The organism is Achromobacter sp. (assembly GCF_050285585.1).
GTDB lineage: Bacteria > Pseudomonadota > Gammaproteobacteria > Burkholderiales > Burkholderiaceae_B > Achromobacter.
Genome location: NZ_JBLZXF010000024.1, coordinates 26,062 through 42,851, shown reverse-complemented (window position 1 = coordinate 42,851; position 16,790 = coordinate 26,062). Strand labels below are relative to the sequence as shown.

Below are 16,790 nucleotides of genomic sequence, written 5' to 3'. Positions count from 1 at the left end.
GGATTTCATGAAGTCCGCGCCGCACGCGGGCCGCCGCGCGTCCGCTACAGCACCAGCCCCTGCGTGGCCGTGCACATCGCGCCCACGTACTTGCGGGGCGGCGTGCCGTCCAGCCCCAGGCGCTGCCGGGTTTCGGGGTCCAGCGTCGTGACGTTGAGCGCGCCCGGGATGCCCATGCCTCCCTGCGCGTCGATGGCCATCGCATCGCGCATGCACATGCGGTTGGGCTCCACGCAGCGGTTCACGATCGCCTCGAACAGGCCGGGCGCGACGGAGGCGTAGCGCTGGACGGGGTTGCGTTCGCTGGGCTGCTCCAGTTGCAGGTAGGTTTCGCGGCTGAGCGAGCCGCCGGCGGCGCGCGCGTCGGCCACCCACTTTTCGAAGCCCTGCTGATCCACGCCATGGAATTTGAAGCGCATGCCGGAGAAGCCGGAGCCGCTGTAGTTGGCGGACAGGCCTTCGTATTCGCCGGGATGGTTGATGACGGCATGCAGCGTCGTCTGCATGCCGGGCATCGCGTAGATCTGCCCCGCCAGCGCGGGGACGAAGAAGGAATTCATGACGGTCGACGATGTGATCTTGAACTGGATCGGACGGTCGACGGGGGCGGCCATTTCATTCACCGTCGCGATGCCCTGTTCGGGATAGACGAAGAGCCATTTCCAGTCCAGCGCCACGACTTCGACCACCAGGGGCTTGGTGTCGGGCGGCACTTCGCGGCCTTCGGACAGGCGCGCCAGCGGACGGTAGGGATCGAGCTGGTGCGTGCTGACCCAGGTCAGGGCGCCCAGCGCGATGATGATGAGCAGCGGCGCGGCCCAGATGAGGAGCTCCAGCATCGTGGAGTGGTTCCATTCCGGATCGTAGCGGGCGGTCTTGTTGCTGGCCCGGTAGCGCCAGGCGAACAGCAGGGTGAGGATGATGACCGGGACGATGATGAGCAGCATCAAGCCGGTCGAGATGAGGATCAGGTTCCGCTGCTGCACGGCCACGTCGCCCGAGGGCGAGAGCAGCACCGCATTGCATCCAGCGAGCAATGGCAGGGCGGTAAGCAGGATCAATCCGCGGAGCCTTGGGAAGGACGGCATGACCACACCCCGAAACGTAACCGTGGGAAGTAAACGCAACACTACGCTGGAAGCCGCGAAAAATCTAGGGTAAAAAGAACAAAAGTATGCGGGGCAAGGCATGCGGGCCGGGGCTGCATCCCAGGAATGGGGCGGCTTCGCGCAAGATGGAGGCTCCCGCGTGCAGGTGTGTTGCAGGATCGTAGACAAGGCGTATTTCGAACCTCCTTCAGCGAGCAATCACATGGCGACCACCACGCAATATCCGGGCCACGCGCCTTCATTTCCGCACCCCCCCGCGACGAGCGGCGGAGGCAGCCACGCCAAGGTGGCTCCGGGAGAAATCGCGGTGGGCGTGGTGGTGGGCAGGGCCTCCGAATACTTCGATTTCTTCGTCTTCGGCATCGCCTGCGTGCTGGTGTTTCCCCAGGTCTTCTTTCCTTTCGAAGCGCCGCTCGAAGGCACGCTCTGGTCCTTCGTCATCTTCTCGTTCGCCTTCATCATGCGGCCCATCGGCACCGCGCTGTCGATGGCCGCGCAACGGCGTTGGGGGCGCGCAACGAAACTGACCATCGCCTTGTTCCTGCTGGGCACGGCCACGGTGGGCATGGCGTTCCTGCCCGGCTACAACGCCATCGGCGCGCATGCCATCGTCCTGCTGGCGGTGTTCCGCTGCCTGCAGGGGCTGGCGCTGGGCGGATCCTGGGACGGCCTGCCTTCGCTGCTCGCGCTGAACGCGCCGCCCCATCGCCGCGGCTGGTACGCGATGCTGGGTCAGCTGGGCGCGCCCGTGGGATTCATGGTGGCCAGCGCGCTGTTCCTGTTCCTGCACGTCACGCTCACGCAGGCCGACTTCCTCGAATGGGGCTGGCGCTATCCTTTCTTCGTGGCTTTCGCCATCAACGTGGTGGCGCTGTTCGCGCGGCTGCGCCTGGTTGTCACCGAGGAATACACGCAACTGCTGGAAGAGGGCGAGCTCGAGCCCATCAGCACGACGCAGATGGTGCGCGAACAAGGCTATAACCTGTTCATCGGCGCGTTCGCGGCGCTGGCCAGCTACGCCTTGTTCCACCTGGTCACGGTATTCCCGCTATCGTGGATCGCGGTCAGCGCCACGCAGATGATTCCCGACGTGCTGGTCGTGCAGATCGTCGGCGCGGCGTTGGGCATTCTGGGCACCATCGCTTCGGGATGGCTGGCCGACCGCATCGGGCGGCGCACCACGCTGGGCCTGCTCGCGGTGCTGATCGGCGTGTTCGCGCTGTTCACGCCGTGGCTGCTGGGCGGAGGGCCGAAGGCGCAGGACGCGTTCATCCTGGTGGGCTTCGTGCTGCTGGGCCTTTCCTATGGCCAGGCCTCGGGCACGGTCACCGCCAATTTCACCCGGCGCTTCCGCTACACCGGCGCGGCGCTGACCTCCGACATGGCATGGCTGATCGGCGCGGCGTTCGCGCCGTTGGTGGCGCTAGGCCTGTCCGCGCGCTTCGGCCTGGTGGCGGTCAGCGTCTACCTGCTGTCCGGCGCGGCCTGCACGCTGATCGCTTTGCGCATCAACAAGGTCCTGGAAACGCGGGACTGAAACAAGAACGGGCCGCTTGGCCCGTTCTGTGCCGAGGCGCCCGCGCCGGGCTAGCGTACCGGCCAGCCGTACATCAGGCCGCCATCGCGCCATTGCGCGTTCAGCGCGCGCGGCAGTTTCATCGGGCTGCTCATGCCCAGGTTGCGTTCATAGCTCTCGCCATAGTTGCCTACCTGCTTGATGATGTTGTAGGCCCACCGGTCGTCCACGCCCATGTTGCGCCCCATGCCGGGGGTGACGCCCAGGATGCGTTGCACGTTGGGATTGTTGGCTTTCAGCTGCGCGTCCACGTTCGAGGATGAAATGCCGAATTCCTCGGCCTCCAGCATCGCGTAGAACGACCATCTCACGACGTTGATCCAGTTGTCGTCGCCCTGGCGCACCATGGGGCCGAGCGGGCTCTTGGAGATGTTTTCCTCCAGGATCTCGTAGCTGTCGGGATTCTCCAGCGTCATGCGGGTCGCGGCCAGTTGCGACTTATCGGACGTGAAGGCGTCGCAGCGCCCCGCCGAAAACGCCCGCACGATTTCATCGTACTTCTCGATGACGACGGGTTTGAAACGCAGCGAACGGGAACGGAACCAATCGGCCAGGTCGAGCTCGGTCACGGTGCCCGGCTGCACGCAGATCGTGGCGCCGTCCAGTTCCTTCAGCGCCTTGATGCCCAGCTTGCGCGAAACCATCACGCCCTGGCTGTCGTAGAAATTGACCGCCACGCTCAGCAGGCCCAGCGTGGTGTCGCGCGCCATCGTGGGGGTGACGTTGCGCGTCAGCACGTCCACCTCGCCGGATTGCAGCGCGGTGAAGCGCGCCTGCGTGGTGAGCGGCGTCAGGCGGAACTTCGTCGCGTCGTTGAACACGGCGGCCGCGATCGCGCGGCACATGTCGACGTCCAGCCCGTGCCAGACGCCCTTGCCGTCGGGCGCGGAAAAACCCTGTATGCCGGTCGATACGCCGCACTGCAGGTATCCCCGTTTCTTGACGGCGTCGAGGGTGGGGCCGGCGATGGCCTGGCTGGATACGGCGGCCAGCGCCAGGGCGCAGATGGCTAGTTTGCGGTAAGGCATGTCGTTCTCCTGCCGGGGCAAGCCCGGCGCCGGGTGGACGGGCGGAAGCCCTTCAGGCGGCGCGGGCCGCCGGCTTCGACACCTTCTTCAGGCTTTCGGTCAGCGCCTGGTCCAGGATCGAGATGGCGCGGTCGATCTCTTCGTTGCTGACCGTCAGCGGGGGCGCGATCCGCCAGACGGAGCCGCGTTCCGGACGGCGACGGATGTTCATGGAAAGGCCCAGCTCGAAACAGCGTTGCGTGGTCAGGGCGCCCAGTTCATGGAAGGGCTGGCGCGTGTCGCGGTCCTGCACCAGTTCCACGCCCAGCAACAGGCCCAGGCCGCGCACGTCGCCGATGGCTTCGTGGCGCTGCTGCAATTCGAGCAGGCCGCGGCGCAGGTAGTCTCCCTGCGCGCGGGCCCGTTCGATCAGGCGCTCGCGCTGGATGGTTTCGAGCACCGCCAGGCCCACCGTGGCCGGCAGCGGATCCGATACGTGGCTGGTGTAGAAGGTGAAGCCTTTCTCGTGGACGTCCTGCTCGATGGCCGGCGTGGTGATCGCCGCCGCCAGCGGCAGGCCGCCGCCCAGCGTCTTGGACACACTCATGATGTCGGGCGTGACGCCGAAGTACTCGGCCCCGCTGCGGTAGCCGATGCGGCCGAACGCGGTTTGCGCTTCGTCGAAGATCAGCAGCATGCCCCGAGCGTCGGCGGCCTGTCTCAGCGCCTGCATGTAGGACTTCGGAGGGACGAGCACGCCGCCCGCGCTGATGACCGGCTCGACGATGATGGCCGCGGGTCTGCCGGCCGAGGCCATGTCGAACATCTTCAGGCCGATCTCCAGGCAGGCCAGCGCGGATTGTTCGGCGTCCATGCCCGCGATGTAGGGGCGGTAGGCGTTGGGCTCCGGCATGACGAATACGCCGGCGGGAGGAACGCCATAGCCCTTGCGGTCGCTGGCGTAGGAGACCGAGCCGGCGCCGCTGGTGACCCCGTGCCAGGAGCCGCCGATCGCCAGGATTTCGAAGCCGTTCTTGTGCATTTTGGCCATGCGCAGGGCGATTTCATTGCTTTCCGATCCGGTGTTGACGAAGATGGACTTCGTCAATCCGGCGGGCATCCAGTCGCGGGCGACGGTGGCGGCCAGCTGGGCCACGGCTTCCGGAATCATGCCGCTGAAGAAATGGAAGGCGGTCTCGCCCGCGCGGTGGACGGCGGCGACGATGGCTGGGTGGTTGTGGCCGATGGTCGCGCACATCTGGCCCGAGGTGAAGTCCAGGATCTCCCGCCCCGTATCGTCGCGCACCACCGCGCCCTTGGCGGAAGTGAACAGGTTGGGGAAGGTATCGCCGCCGTACCGGACGAGATACTCGCGGGCGGCGTCGCGCAGGGTTTTTTCCATGTTTACACTCCGTGGCGTGTGGGCTCCAATGCGGAACCGACGCAGGCAGTGTCCGGCAGGGCGCGCAGGCCGTCCAATGCGAAGTAAGCATGCGCGGCGATGCGCGGCGCGCATCGCCGATGCGCAATACGCAACAGGCAGGGAGGCCCATGGATACCCGATGGCTGCAGGACTTCATCACGCTTTCGGAAGTGCGCAACTTCACGCGCGCGGCGGAGGCGCGCAATCTGTCCCAGGCGGCGTTCAGCCGCCGCATCCAGAGCCTGGAAAATTGGGTGGGCGCGCGGCTGATCGACCGTTCCGCGTTCCCGACGCAGTTGACCGAGGCGGGCGAGCGTTTCCGCGACGCGGCGATAGAACTGGTCAACCAGCTCGCCGAGGCGCGCGCCGGCATCGCGGGGGTGCCCGCCCGTAACCAACTGCGGCTGGCGACGTCCTACGCGCTGGCGACCACGCACCTGCCGAAATGGTGGCGTGCCTGGAGCGAGGGCAGGGTGCTGAGCTGCAGCCTGCAGACGGGGAACGTGCACGACACCGTATCGGCATTTACCTCGGGCGCGGCGGATTTCCTGATTTGTTTTCACCAGCTGGCCCAGCCGCTGCCGCTCGACCCCTCCCGCTACGACAGCCTGACGCTGGGCACGGAGCTGATACGGCCATATGCCGCGCGGACGCTGATCGAGCGCGCCGGGCTGGATTTGCCGGGCACGGCGGCCAGCCCGGTGCCCCTGTTGATGTATTCGGCCAATGTGTACTTCGCTCGCCTGATCGACGCCGCCATAGAGGCGGCGGCGGAACCGCTGCACGGCGTGCGGGTGTTCGAGGCCGAAATGTCGGACGTGCTGGGGGACATGGCCGCGCAGGGGCTGGGAGTCGCATGGCTGGCGGACAGCGCGCTGCAGCGCCTGGCGGCGGCGGACCTGGCGCCCCTGGCCAACCGCGAGTGGGACATCGACGTGTCGATCCTGGCGTTCAAGGACCGGACCGACTCGCGCGCATCGGTGGAGGCGTTGTGGGAGCGGATGCGGGCGACCGCTCAGCCCGCGTAGCCTTCCAGCACGTTCGCCACATTGATGCCCACGTCGGCCACGGCGTAGCCGCCTTCCATGGTGAACACGGCAGGCAGGCCCAGGCCGGCCAGCAGGCGGCCAACCTGCAGGTAGTCGGCGCTGTTGAGCTTGAACTTGGAGATGGGATCGCCCTCATAGGTGTCCACGCCCAGCGCCACCACGACCGCATCCGCCTTGAATTCGCGGACGGCCGACAGGCCTCGCTCCAGGGCGCGCGTCCAGTCGGCGAAGCCGGTGCCGGCGGGCAGCGGCAGGTTCAGGTTGCAGTCCGCTCCGCCGCCCTGGCCGCGCTCGTCGGGATAGCCCAGGTAAAAGGGATATTCCGTGGTGGGGTCGCCATGCACCGAAACGGTCAGCACGTCGCCGCGTTCGTAGAAGATGCTTTGCGTGCCGTTGCCGTGGTGGTAGTCGATGTCCACGATCGCGACGCGCGCGGCGCCGGCCTCGCGCAGCGCCTGCGCGGCCAGCGCGGCATTGTTCAGGAAGCAATAGCCGCCGAAGAAATCCGGGCCGGCGTGGTGGCCGGGCGGACGTGTCAGCGCCATCGCGGCCCGCGCGCCGCCCGGGGCGGATACCGCGCGCGCGGCCTCGATGGCGCAGGCGGCGCCGGCGAGCGCGGCCTCCCAGGTGCCCGCCGTCAGCGGGCAGCCGCTATCGAACGAGAACAGCCCGACGCGGGCCGCGAAATTGGTGGGCTCGACGTCGTGGCGAAAGCCGCGCACCGGCCAGATCGAGGGCAGGACGTCCAGCGCGGCGTTGTCCGGGTCCAGCGCGATCCATTCCTGCCAGGCGCCGGCGAGGAAGTCCACATAGCGCGGTGTGTGCACGCGCTTGATCAGGGCCAGGTCCGCCGCCGACGGCGCGCGCAGTTCGCCGATGCCGCGCTGGCGCAGCGCGTCCAGCACGTATTCCAGGCGCGCCGGCGTTTCGTGGCAGGGCACCAGCTTGCCGCGGAACATTTCCTGCCGGCCGGCATGTTTCTCGTGGACGGGGTTGTGGAAGATCAGCACGGCGGAAATCCTTGGGGAGCGGTTGGAGGCGGGAGCGTCACTATAGCGGCCGGAGCGTGTAGAGAGCCATGGCGAGCAGCTCGCGGAAGAGCGAATACAGGTCGCGGCCCTCGAAGTAGCGGGGATGGGCCCCGACGACCTCAGCCACGCCATGGCGCCGCAGCGCAAGCATGGTGCGCGGCACGTGGAAGTACTGCGTGACGGCCATGGCGCTGGCGTAGCCCTGCGCCCGCATATAGGCCACCGCGTGCCGGGCCGTGGCCCAGGTGTCCACGCCTTCGCTGTCGGTCACGATGCGCTCGGCGGGGACGCCGCGCGCCAGCAAGTAGTCCCGCATGGCGGCCGCCTCGTCCATGCCTTGCGGATCCACGCCGCCGCTGACGAACAGGATGCGGCACCGGGACGCGGCGTAGCAGGCATGGGCGCGGTCCAGCCGCGCCGCGAGCCGGGGCGAAGGCTGTCCATCGGCCTGCACGGTATTGCCCAGTACTACCGCCACGTCGGCGCCGGGCGAGTCGGCCAGCAGGCCGGCGGCCGCGAGCGTGGCGGCCGCCAGCAGCGCCAGCGCCGCCAGGGCGGCGGCGCATCGCGCCAGGCGGCGGCGGAGTCCTTGCGGGAAAATCATGGGAGCGTCCGTTCGGGGCAGGCGGGCCTATCGCTTCGGCGCGGGCCGGCATCCGCCGGCCTTCTGGGCCGGCAGGGGCAGCCGGGTCTCCGTGTCCCCGCTGCGCCTGGACCAGGAGGTCGCACGCGCCGTGCCGTCGGGGCACACGGTGTAGTCTTCGAAACCGTATTCGGCCGCGCCGAAGCGGCAGCCGACCGAGAAGTCGGGCCGGGCGTCATGGAACACCGGGTTGACGAACCCCCGGCAGGGGCTCGCCGCGCCGCCCGGGTGGGCCAGTTCGTGGAAGCTGCCGTCCTGGGGGCGGTACAGGAAAATGCGCGCGATGAGCTGGGTGCCGCCGCCGCTCTGGCCGATGACGAAGTCCTGGTAGCCGTCGCGATCGACGTCCACGGCCTGGAACTGGTCGGCCGCTTCATCGCCGCCGAGGTTCGCGGCTTCCCGTTGCGGGCCGTCGCCCACGCGCACGCGCAGTCGCTGATCCGGCAAATCGGTCACGGTCACGATGGCGGGCAGGCCGGGGGCGATGGCATACGGGTAGTCGCGCGCGCAAGCGGCCTGGCCGAGCGCGGCCAGCACGGCGCCAAGCAGTATTCCTTTCACGTGGTGTCCTCTACGCCGGAAGGCATGCCGGGCATTATGCCGCAGCGGCTTGCGGGTTTACGAGCGGCGCGCGGCGGCAGCCGGCGCATCGATCCTGGGTAGAATTCCAGGATAGGCTAGACCGGAACGCGCCTGCGCCATGAACTTTCCGTTTCCCATCCGCCAAGAATGCCCGCCGGGCGCCTGTGTGTGCGACCGCGAACGCCTGCTGGCCGATCCCGTCGCGGACATCCGCGTCCTGCGGCTGACCAAGGAAGAGGAGAGGCGCCTGGTGGCCCGGCTGGAGAACCTGGCCAGCCTGGACGACCTGAGGGCCATGCAGGGGCGCATGCAGGCGCAGCTGGGCATCGTTGTCAGGATCACGCCCAGCGAAAACGAGGTGCGCACGTCGCGCGGGATCTCCATCCAGCTCGACGACCAGCCGGGGCTGTGCCGCAAGACGCGAGCGGCCATACCCGCCGCCATCCGCCGCAGTTTCGACACCCGCCCCGAAATCGTCTATGCCCTGCTGAACGAGCGCGACCTGCTGCGCGGCACCTGATGGCGTTTCAGGGCCGCTTGCCGCCGGCGGGCGCGCAGGGCGCGAGGGGCACGACGTCGGCCGGCGCGCGGCCGGCTTCCGGCCGGGTCGCATGCGGCTTTTTGCCCGGGCGGGCGGGATAGATCAGCAACACCGCGCTGCCGGTTTCCAGCTTGGGGCCTGATTTCGAGCCATAGGCCACCGTCCAGCCGCGCACGGCCAGCGGCGCCAGCGTATAGGGCAGGGCGGAGCCCGGCGAGACATGGGCCACCTTGCCGGCATAAAGGTCTTCCTGCCGGGTTTCGACGCCCTGGATGGAAACATAGGTCGCGATGCTGACCAGCGAGACCGAATCCCCGTGGCGGCCGAGCACGGCGGTCTTGTACTTGCCCGCGGGAATCTCGGTGAGCGTGGCACCGAGATTCGCCGAGGCCTGGCCGCCGGCATCCAGGCGGACGCCGACGATATCGGCGCGGGCCAGCGGCCCGGTTCCGGTATTGCGCACGCGCACGCTGTATTCGCCGGACGTTCCCGTCACCGTGCAGACTTCGACGCCATAGGCGGGCGAGGCCTGGGCGTTCGCCGTAGCGGCGGCGCACCAGGCCGCGACGAAGAGGGGCAGGGAACGGAAAACGGACACAGCGGGCTCCTTTGAGGGCAGCGCGCCGGGCTGCCGCGTTGCCAGCCCTATTACACCACTTGGCGGCCGGACGCCTCGGCCTGCTCGCGCTTGCCGGCCAGCCAGTGGAGGATCATCGCCAGCACGAGCAGGCCGGCGATGATGAAGCCCCAGAAGATCCAGCCCACCACCGCGATCAGCGTGCCCAGGCTGCCGGCCATCGGCAGCACTTGGTTCAGCCCTTGCGCGGCCCAGACCAGGCCGGATTGCAGGGCCTGCAGCCACGCGGGATCGACCCAGGCCGCGGCCCAGTCGGGCGGAACCCACTGGGATGTGTCGAGCGCGGCGCCCGGCACCTGCGCCGAGGCGACCGAGGCCAGCACCCAGTCGGTCAATTGCAGCGTCAGCGCCACCAGCCCGGTCCATAGCGCGGCAAGCACGGCGAAAGCGAGCCAGATGATTTTTTTCATTGCAGTGGTACTCCGATATTTCAAGGGAAGGCCACGATAAAGCGGATTCTATTTCTGAAAAACCAGAATGGTTGTGACAAACATTAAGATAAAACCGAAGTTTTTGCGTGGGTGAGAATGGCCTGGACCAGCGGATGATGCTGCCCGCGCCGGTTGCGGATCGCATGTATTTCTTCGTGCACGTCGTCGCAGCGGGCCAGGGGGCGCAATCCTCCCAGCAGGCCGATGTCGCCGCCGCCCAGCCGGCTCAGCGGAAACACGCCCAGGCCCCGGGCGGCGAACACCGACATGAGCGCGCTGTCTTCGAATTCGCCGACCACGTTGGGATGGACGCCCTGCTCGCCGAACCAGCGGTCCAGTGTCTGGCGCAATACGGAATGTCCGGTGGGCAGCAGCACGGGCAGGCGCGCCAGGCAGCGCGGGAAGTCGCGCGTGTCCGCTTTGCGTACCCACTTGGCCGGGCCGTACCAGTCGACCGGGGATGAAACCAGGCGATCGCTGGTGAGCCGCAGGTTGGGGTTGGCGGGCGCGCCCTGGCCCGCCAGCACGAGGTCCAGGTGGTGTTGGGCGAGTTCTCCCAGCAGTTCCTGGATTTCGCCTTCGTGGCAGGTCAGGCGCAGGTCCGGCGTGTGCAGCACAGGGCCGAGCAGGGCATGCGCGGCCAGTTTCGAAATGCCGTCCGACAGCCCCACCGCCAGGCGCATGACGGGCTTGGTGGCGGCCGCGCGGACCTCCTGGGGCAGCACGTGGCCGATCTGGAAGATCTCTTCGGCGCGGGCGAAGGCGGCTTCTCCCGCGTCCGTCAGCGCCACGCCCCGGCCGGCCGGCTTGAGCAACTGGTGGCCAAGATGCTTCTCCAGTTCGCGCACCTGGGCGCTGATCGTCTGGATGGCCATGTCCAGCCTTTCCGCGGCGCGGGAAAAGCCGCCCTCCTTGGCGACCATCCAGAAGTAATAGAGGTGTCGGTAGTTAAGCATGGCGCGGCTCACTTCGGTTTTTTCGAACCTTAACTCAATTTCAGGCTGATTTTTACATCGGCGACCAATCCGGATCATGAGGCCCTTCGAACATGAGCGGGACATTATGGAAACCTTACTGACCTTTATGGCCGCCGATTTCCTCGGCACCCCCACCTGGAGCTGGCTGCTCTTCCTGGGGATTGTCGTGACGTTGCTGGCCTTCGACCTGGGCGTGCTGCACAAGGATGACCGCGAGATCGGCGTGCGCGAAAGCCTGCTGCTTTCCGCCGGCTATATCACCGCCGCGCTGCTTTTCGGCGGATGGGTGTGGTGGCAGATGGGCGCGGCCAGCGGCATGGCGTACTACACCGGCTTCATGATCGAGAAGTCGCTGTCGATGGACAACGTCTTCGTCATCGCCCTGATCTTCAGCTTCTTCGCGATTCCGCGCCAGTATCAGCACCGGGTGCTGTTCTGGGGCATTCTGGGCGTGATCGTGCTGCGCGCCATCATGATCGGCCTGGGCGCCGCGCTGGTCAGCAATTTCGGCTGGCTACTGTATGTCTTCGGGGCCTTCCTGGTGTTCACTGGCATCAAGATGTGGATGATCGCGGACCAGACTCCCGACATTGCCTCCAATCCCATCCTCAGGTTCCTGAAGCGCCACATGCGGGTGACGGACGGTTTGCGGGGCAATGCATTCTGGGTGCGCGAGAAAGACCCCGCGACATCCAGGACGGTGCGCTGGGCCACGCCGCTGCTTCTGGCGCTGGTGCTGATCGAATTCGTGGACCTGCTGTTCGCGGTGGATTCCGTGCCGGCGATCTTCGCGATCACGACCGATCCGTTCATCGTCTACACCAGCAATATTTTCGCCATCCTGGGCCTGCGCGCGCTGTACTTTGCGCTGGCGGCGATGATCCACCGCTTCCACTACCTGAAGTATGCGCTGGCCCTCGTGCTCGTCTTCATCGGGACCAAGATATTCCTGGTGGGCTTCATCGGCAAGGTGCCGGCGGCCGTGTCGCTTTCGGTGACCTTCGGCCTGATTGCCGGCGGCGTGCTGTTCTCCCTGTGGAAAACGCGCTCGCAGCGCGCCAAGCCGGAACTGGCGGCCGAGTGACGCGGGAATGAGGCCGGGGCCCGCCATATTTTCTGGATATGGCGGGCGCTTCGAATTCGAATTTGTCGTATGAGTGCCGCAGGCGTAGAGTGCAGACGAACCCATACGCAAGGAATCGCCATGACGAGCTGGTCCGCCAAACAGTATTCCGCATTCGAGAACGAACGCACCCGTCCGGTGCGGGACCTGGTCGCAGCATTGCCGAACCAGGACGTGAGACGCGCGGTGGATCTGGGCTGCGGCCCGGGCAACTCCACGGAGGTGCTGGCGGCGCGTTATCCAGACGCCGAACTGGCCGGCATGGACAATTCCGAGGACATGATCCAGGCGGCCACGAAGCGCCTGCCGGGGCTGCGGTTCGAGCTTGCCGACATCGCCGCCTGGGATCCGCCGCAATCCTACGACGTGATCCTGGCGAACGCTTCGCTGCAATGGGTGCCTGACCACGACACGCTGTATCCCCGCCTGGTCGGCAAGCTGGCTCCCGGGGGCAGCCTGGCGGTGCAGACGCCGGACAACCTGGAAGAGCCCGCGCACCGCCTGGCTCGCCAGGTCGCCGGCGAGGCCCCGTGGGCGGCCAGCATCGGCGGCTTCAAGCATCCGCCGCGCCACAGCGCGGCCTGGTACTACGAATTGCTCAAGCCGCATTGCGGCCGGCTGGACGTATGGCGGACCACTTATCATCATCCCCTCGCGGGCGCGGCGGCGGTGGTCGAATGGTTCAAGGGCACGGCGCTGCGGCCGTACCTGGATCGGCTGGACGCCGCCGGGCAGGAGGGATTCCTGGCCCGCTACCAATCCTTGATCGAGGAAGCCTATCCGGCGCTTGCCGACGGCACGGTGCTGCTGCCGTTTCCGCGGCTGTTCATCGTGGCGGGGGCGCCGTCGGCTTTGTCGGCGAAGTAACGGGCGGGCGTCTTGCCCAGCGTCTTGCGGAACATGGTGATGAAGGCGCTGACCGACTCGTAGCCCAGGTCTTCGGCCGTGCGCTGCACCGAAACCCCGGCCGACAGGCGCTGGAGGGCCTGGATGAGATGCATCTGCTGGCGCCAGCGGCCGAAGCTCATGCCCAGTTCCTGGCGCACCAGCCGCGCCAGCGTGCGTTCGCTCATCGCCACGCGCTTGCCCCATTGCGCCACGGTGCTGCGGTCGGCGGGGTCGTCGCGCAGCGCGTCGGCGATCTCGCGCAGCCTCGGGTGATTCGACATGGGCAGATGCAGGTGTTCGGTGGGCATGCGCGCCAACTGGTCGATCAGCACCTCCGCCAGTTTCCGGTTGGAGGCGGAGGCCGCTTCCGAGGGCGGCAGGTCCGCCAGGTGCACGACCAATTCCCGCAGCAGCGGCGTGATGGCCAGCGTGCAGCATTGAGCGGGCAGGCCCGGGGCGTCGGGCGGCACGAACAGGAAGCACACGCGGCCGTTCGCGGTGACGCGGTTGCTGTGCGGAACGCCGCCGGGAATCCAGACGCCGCATTGGGGCGGAACCATCCATAGCCCCTGCGGCACCGAGCAAGTCACGCCGCCGTGCAGCGCCAGCACCAGCTGGCCCATGCGGTGGCGGTGCCGCGGGGATTCCTGGTCGTTCTCGGCCGCATGGACGCGCGTCGCGAAGGTCCATTGCGACTCGACGTCCAGATCGAAAAAAGGGGCGGATTCTTCCGGAGCATGCATGACGCGGCGAATTGGCTGGATTTAGGGATAGTCTGTCATTGTCTCGAAATTCGGTAAAGGCGCTTGTACTTAAGCTAGGGCCTGTCCACTCTCACACGGGGCCCGAGGGGCTCCACGCGCATGACCTCTCTTTCCGTTTCCGCCAAACGTCCCGCCGGCAATCCCTTGCTGCTGATCGCGGGCATACTCTGCATCGCCACCGCCCTGCGCGCGCCGGTCACGGGCGTGCCGCCGCTGATAGGCATGATCCGCGAGCAGCTTGCCTTGAATTCCACCGCGGCAGGCATGCTGATCACCCTGCCGCTGCTGGCCTTCGCGGTGGTGTCGCTGTTCGCGGCGGGCCTGGCGCGTCGTCATGGCCTGGAGCGCACGCTGTTCGCGGCCTTGTTGCTGATCGCGGGCGGCATCCTGGTGCGCACGCTGGGATCGGCCTGGAGCCTGTACCTGGGCACGGCGGTCATCGGCTCGGGCATCGCGATCGGCAACGTCCTCTTGCCCAGTCTCTTGAAGCGCGATTTCCCGCAGCGCCTGGCGGGCCTGACCTCGGCCTACGTGCTGACGATGAGCCTGGCGGCGGGCCTGGCTTCGGCCATCGCCATTCCGCTGGCCGGGCTGTCCGACGCGACCTGGCGCTTCTCGACGGGCTGCCTGCTGCTGATTCCCGTCGTCGGCCTCCTGCTGTGGCTGCCGCAACTTGCCAACCACACGGCGCCCGCGGCTTCCACGGCGCATGCGCCGCATGGCGGCCGCCTGTGGCGTTCGCCCCTGGCCTGGCAGGTGACCCTGTTCCTGGGCATCAATTCCTTCGTGTTCTACGTGGGAGTGAGCTGGCTGCCCGCCATCCTGCGCGGCGCGGGCTATACCGCCGAGCGTGCCGGCACGCTGCATGGCTTGCTGCAACTCATGTCCGCCGGCCCGGCGCTGTTCCTGGCGCCCGTGGTCAGGCGCATGAAGGACCAGCGCGCCGCCGCGTTCTGCTCGGCCGCGGCCTCGTTCGTGGCAATGCTGGGCCTGATCGCCGCGCCCGGCTGGGCCACCTTGTGGATCGTGCTGCTGGGCCTGGGAACCGGCGGTGGCATCATCCTCGGCCTCGCGTTCGTGGGGCTGCGCGCCAGCCATGCGCAGCAGGCGGCGGCGCTGTCGGGCATGGCGCAATGCGTGGGCTACCTGTTCGCCGCCAGCGGGCCGGCGCTGATGGGCGCGCTGCATGATGCCTTGGGCGGATGGGATGTGGCGCTGGGCGTGTGCGCGGCGCTGTGCGTGGCGATGGCGGTGGCCGGCCTGTATGCGGGCCGGGCCATCCAGATCGGGCAATACCGGGGCAGCGCGCCTGCCCCCGTGGCGCCGGCGCCGCGCTGAGAGCGGCGCGGCGGCGCTTTCCTATTCCTGCCGCGCCTCATCCTTCCACAGGCGCACCAGATTCGCGGGAGCCGCGGTTTCCGGCACGTCGAAGCTGATGTCGGATATTTCGTCGCCCTTGTACACCACCTCCACGTGAAAGTAGCGCTGGTCGCCGCCGGCGGCCGCGTTGCGCGCGACGGCGGCGGGCGCCGCGTGCTCCAGCGCCTCGCAGACCTCCTGGCGCAGGTCGGGGGGGCAGGTGGCCAGGTCTATGCTGCGCGGTTGCGACAGCCCGGGCAGATAGGCCAGGCCGCCTTCGCGGGTCAGGCGCACGAGCAGGGCGAGATCGAGGGGCGGCAGTTGGATCATGTCCGGACTCCGACGGTTTGCCACGCTTTCGCGATGGCGCCGCGCACGGCGGCGCCCTGGTGTTGCGCGGCTTCCAGCGTCAGCGCCGCGAATTGCGCGAAGTCGGCATCGTGGCGCAGCCGCTCGTCGCACAGCGCGTCGTACCAGACGCGGCCGGCGACGGCCCACGCGGGGCCTTCCAATGCGGTGGCGGCCAGGTAGAAGGCACGGTTGGGGATGCCGGAATTGATGTGCACGCCGCCGTTGTCGTCGGACGTGTCCACGTAGTTGTCCATGTGGGCGGGCTGCGGGTCCTTGCCCAGGACGGGATCGTCATAGGCGCTGCCCGGTTCCGCCATGGAGCGCAGCGCGCGGGCCTGCACCTTGGGCCTGAACAGCCCTACGCCGATCAGCCAATCGGCCTGCCGGGCATCCTGCCCCAGGGCGTATTGCTTGACCAGGGAGCCGAAGACATCGCACAAGGATTCGTTCAGCGCGCCCGACTGCCCCTGGTACAGCAGGGCGGCTTCGGCGTCGATGACGCCATGCGTGAGTTCGTGGCCGATGACGTCGGGCGCCACGGTGAAGCGGTTGAATATTTCGCCGTCGCCATCGCCGAACACCATCTGCGCGCCGTTCCAGAACGCGTTGTCGTAGTCTTCGCCATAGTGCACGGTGCCGATCAGCGGCAGGCCCTGGCCATCGATGGAATGCCGCTTGTAGATGTCCCAGAACAGCTTGTAGGTCGCGCCCAGGTGTTCATAGGCTTCGTCTACCGCCGCGTCGCCGCTGGCGGGGCGGCCTTCGGCGCGAACCAGCTTGCCCGGCAGGGTGGTGGTGTTGCCGGCATCGTGCACCGCCCGCTGCGGCGTGCCGGCGGGCCCCGCGTTCCGGGATGGGGCCGGCTTCACGCGGGGCGGCTGGACCGCCATTTCGCGTAACCCGCGCTGTTGCTGGTCGATGATCTGCGTTTTTACCGCCGGCATGCTGACCCGGGCGTCGGCGTGCTGCGCCAGGCGGTCCAGCATGTAGGGAGGGATCACACCGATCAGGGGCGCGGACTCGGAAGGACGTGGCATGCGCGATCTCCGTCGTGGGCGCCGGGCCTGGGCCGCGGCGCGTTGGGGCCATATCCACGGTAGCAGATGGGCCGGCCGGACGGACGTAACAGGTTGCGGCCTGATGCTAGGAACTTTGCCGGCTCGCCGGCTCCGTCAGCGGGGCGGAGCCGGCCGGCCCTGGCGGCGCAACAATCGTCACAATTCGAAGCTTGCGGACTCGCGATAGAATCCCCTGCTTCTTTTCCGGGGGGGACGCACGATGAGGTATTTCCTGATCTTG

The 16,790-nt window shown here is 67.7% G+C and carries 18 protein-coding genes; 6 read left to right on the top strand and 12 right to left on the bottom strand.

All coding sequences use genetic code 11. The annotated features are described in order from the left end of the window. Window positions 1-44: 44 nt before the first annotated feature. Window positions 45-1,088, bottom strand: a complete 1,044-nt coding sequence (gene cyoA / locus ACN6PJ_RS23700) for a ubiquinol oxidase subunit II (protein ID WP_427998240.1) — start codon at window positions 1,086-1,088, stop codon at window positions 45-47. A 223-nt stretch (window positions 1,089-1,311) separates the two neighbouring features. Between cyoA and ACN6PJ_RS23695 the strand changes: the two genes are divergently transcribed. Next, window positions 1,312-2,646, top strand: coding sequence for an MFS transporter (locus ACN6PJ_RS23695; protein ID WP_427998239.1), 1,335 nt, complete (start codon window positions 1,312-1,314; stop codon window positions 2,644-2,646). Window positions 2,647-2,696: 50 nt separating this feature from the next. Here the strand turns inward: ACN6PJ_RS23695 and ACN6PJ_RS23690 are convergent, their stop codons facing one another. Together ACN6PJ_RS23690 and ACN6PJ_RS23685 are read right to left on the bottom strand one after the other, a co-directional pair. Next, window positions 2,697-3,713 carry an amino acid ABC transporter substrate-binding protein gene (locus ACN6PJ_RS23690; RefSeq protein WP_427998238.1) on the bottom strand — a complete coding sequence of 339 codons (1,017 nt, stop codon included), beginning with the start codon at window positions 3,711-3,713 and terminating at the stop codon, window positions 2,697-2,699. 52 nt (window positions 3,714-3,765) lie between these two features. Beyond that, complete coding sequence (locus ACN6PJ_RS23685) at window positions 3,766-5,094, bottom strand: aspartate aminotransferase family protein (RefSeq protein WP_427998237.1); 1,329 nt, start codon at window positions 5,092-5,094, stop codon at window positions 3,766-3,768. A 149-nt stretch (window positions 5,095-5,243) separates the two neighbouring features. On the opposite strand from ACN6PJ_RS23685, the gene ACN6PJ_RS23680 reads away from it, so the two are divergent. Then, window positions 5,244-6,143 (top strand): LysR family transcriptional regulator, encoded by a 900-nt coding sequence (locus ACN6PJ_RS23680; protein WP_427998236.1) that lies wholly within the window; start codon window positions 5,244-5,246, stop codon window positions 6,141-6,143. Here the strand turns inward: ACN6PJ_RS23680 and ACN6PJ_RS23675 are convergent. From ACN6PJ_RS23675 to ACN6PJ_RS23665, 3 genes are read right to left on the bottom strand one after another with little or no spacing between them, the layout of a single operon-like run. Next, window positions 6,131-7,174: a histone deacetylase family protein gene (locus ACN6PJ_RS23675; protein WP_427998235.1), complete on the bottom strand. Its 1,044-nt coding sequence runs from the start codon at window positions 7,172-7,174 to the stop codon at window positions 6,131-6,133. The two genes, ACN6PJ_RS23680 and ACN6PJ_RS23675, sit on opposite strands and share 13 nt — an antisense overlap. Before the next feature lie 40 nt (window positions 7,175-7,214). Further along, entirely contained in the window at window positions 7,215-7,799 is a 585-nt protein-coding gene (locus ACN6PJ_RS23670; RefSeq protein WP_427998234.1) for a YdcF family protein, read from the bottom strand. Window positions 7,800-7,826: 27 nt separating this feature from the next. After that, window positions 7,827-8,399: a hypothetical protein gene (locus ACN6PJ_RS23665; protein WP_427998233.1), complete on the bottom strand. Its 573-nt coding sequence runs from the start codon at window positions 8,397-8,399 to the stop codon at window positions 7,827-7,829. 139 nt (window positions 8,400-8,538) lie between these two features. Between ACN6PJ_RS23665 and ACN6PJ_RS23660 the strand changes: the two genes are divergently transcribed. After that, complete coding sequence (locus ACN6PJ_RS23660) at window positions 8,539-8,940, top strand: hypothetical protein (protein ID WP_427998232.1); 402 nt, start codon at window positions 8,539-8,541, stop codon at window positions 8,938-8,940. Window positions 8,941-8,947: 7 nt separating this feature from the next. On the opposite strand, the gene ACN6PJ_RS23655 is transcribed toward ACN6PJ_RS23660, so the two are convergent. The 3 genes from ACN6PJ_RS23655 to ACN6PJ_RS23645 form a co-directional block, all read right to left on the bottom strand. After that, window positions 8,948-9,559 (bottom strand): hypothetical protein, encoded by a 612-nt coding sequence (locus tag ACN6PJ_RS23655; protein ID WP_427998231.1) that lies wholly within the window; start codon window positions 9,557-9,559, stop codon window positions 8,948-8,950. Between the two features lie 50 nt (window positions 9,560-9,609). Continuing rightward, window positions 9,610-10,008 carry a hypothetical protein gene (locus tag ACN6PJ_RS23650; protein ID WP_427998230.1) on the bottom strand — a complete coding sequence of 133 codons (399 nt, stop codon included), beginning with the start codon at window positions 10,006-10,008 and terminating at the stop codon, window positions 9,610-9,612. A gap of 83 nt (window positions 10,009-10,091) precedes the next feature. Continuing rightward, on the bottom strand, window positions 10,092-10,985 hold the full coding sequence (locus tag ACN6PJ_RS23645; RefSeq protein ID WP_427998229.1) for a LysR family transcriptional regulator: 894 nt from the start codon (window positions 10,983-10,985) through the stop codon (window positions 10,092-10,094). 106 nt (window positions 10,986-11,091) lie between these two features. Between ACN6PJ_RS23645 and ACN6PJ_RS23640 the strand changes: the two genes are divergently transcribed. Together ACN6PJ_RS23640 and tam are read left to right on the top strand one after the other, a co-directional pair. Continuing rightward, window positions 11,092-12,090: a TerC family protein gene (locus ACN6PJ_RS23640; protein ID WP_427998228.1), complete on the top strand. Its 999-nt coding sequence runs from the start codon at window positions 11,092-11,094 to the stop codon at window positions 12,088-12,090. A gap of 120 nt (window positions 12,091-12,210) precedes the next feature. Continuing rightward, window positions 12,211-12,996, top strand: a complete 786-nt coding sequence (gene tam / locus ACN6PJ_RS23635; protein WP_427998227.1) for a trans-aconitate 2-methyltransferase — start codon at window positions 12,211-12,213, stop codon at window positions 12,994-12,996. Here the strand turns inward: tam and ACN6PJ_RS23630 are convergent. Further along, window positions 12,906-13,760 carry an AraC family transcriptional regulator gene (locus ACN6PJ_RS23630; RefSeq protein ID WP_427998226.1) on the bottom strand — a complete coding sequence of 285 codons (855 nt, stop codon included), beginning with the start codon at window positions 13,758-13,760 and terminating at the stop codon, window positions 12,906-12,908. The genes tam and ACN6PJ_RS23630 overlap by 91 nt on opposite strands. A 120-nt stretch (window positions 13,761-13,880) precedes the next feature. Between ACN6PJ_RS23630 and ACN6PJ_RS23625 the strand changes: the two genes are divergently transcribed. Then, complete coding sequence (locus tag ACN6PJ_RS23625; protein WP_427998225.1) at window positions 13,881-15,119, top strand: MFS transporter; 1,239 nt, start codon at window positions 13,881-13,883, stop codon at window positions 15,117-15,119. Between the two features lie 21 nt (window positions 15,120-15,140). On the opposite strand, the gene ACN6PJ_RS23620 is transcribed toward ACN6PJ_RS23625, so the two are convergent. Both ACN6PJ_RS23620 and ACN6PJ_RS23615 read right to left on the bottom strand, forming a co-directional pair. After that, complete coding sequence (locus ACN6PJ_RS23620) at window positions 15,141-15,470, bottom strand: protealysin inhibitor emfourin (RefSeq protein WP_427998224.1); 330 nt, start codon at window positions 15,468-15,470, stop codon at window positions 15,141-15,143. Beyond that, a complete protein-coding gene (locus ACN6PJ_RS23615; protein ID WP_427998223.1) occupies window positions 15,467-16,528 on the bottom strand; it encodes a M4 family metallopeptidase in 1,062 nt (353 codons plus the stop codon). The genes ACN6PJ_RS23620 and ACN6PJ_RS23615 overlap by 4 nt, the downstream gene beginning before the upstream one ends. Between the last annotated feature and the right edge of the window lie 262 nt (window positions 16,529-16,790).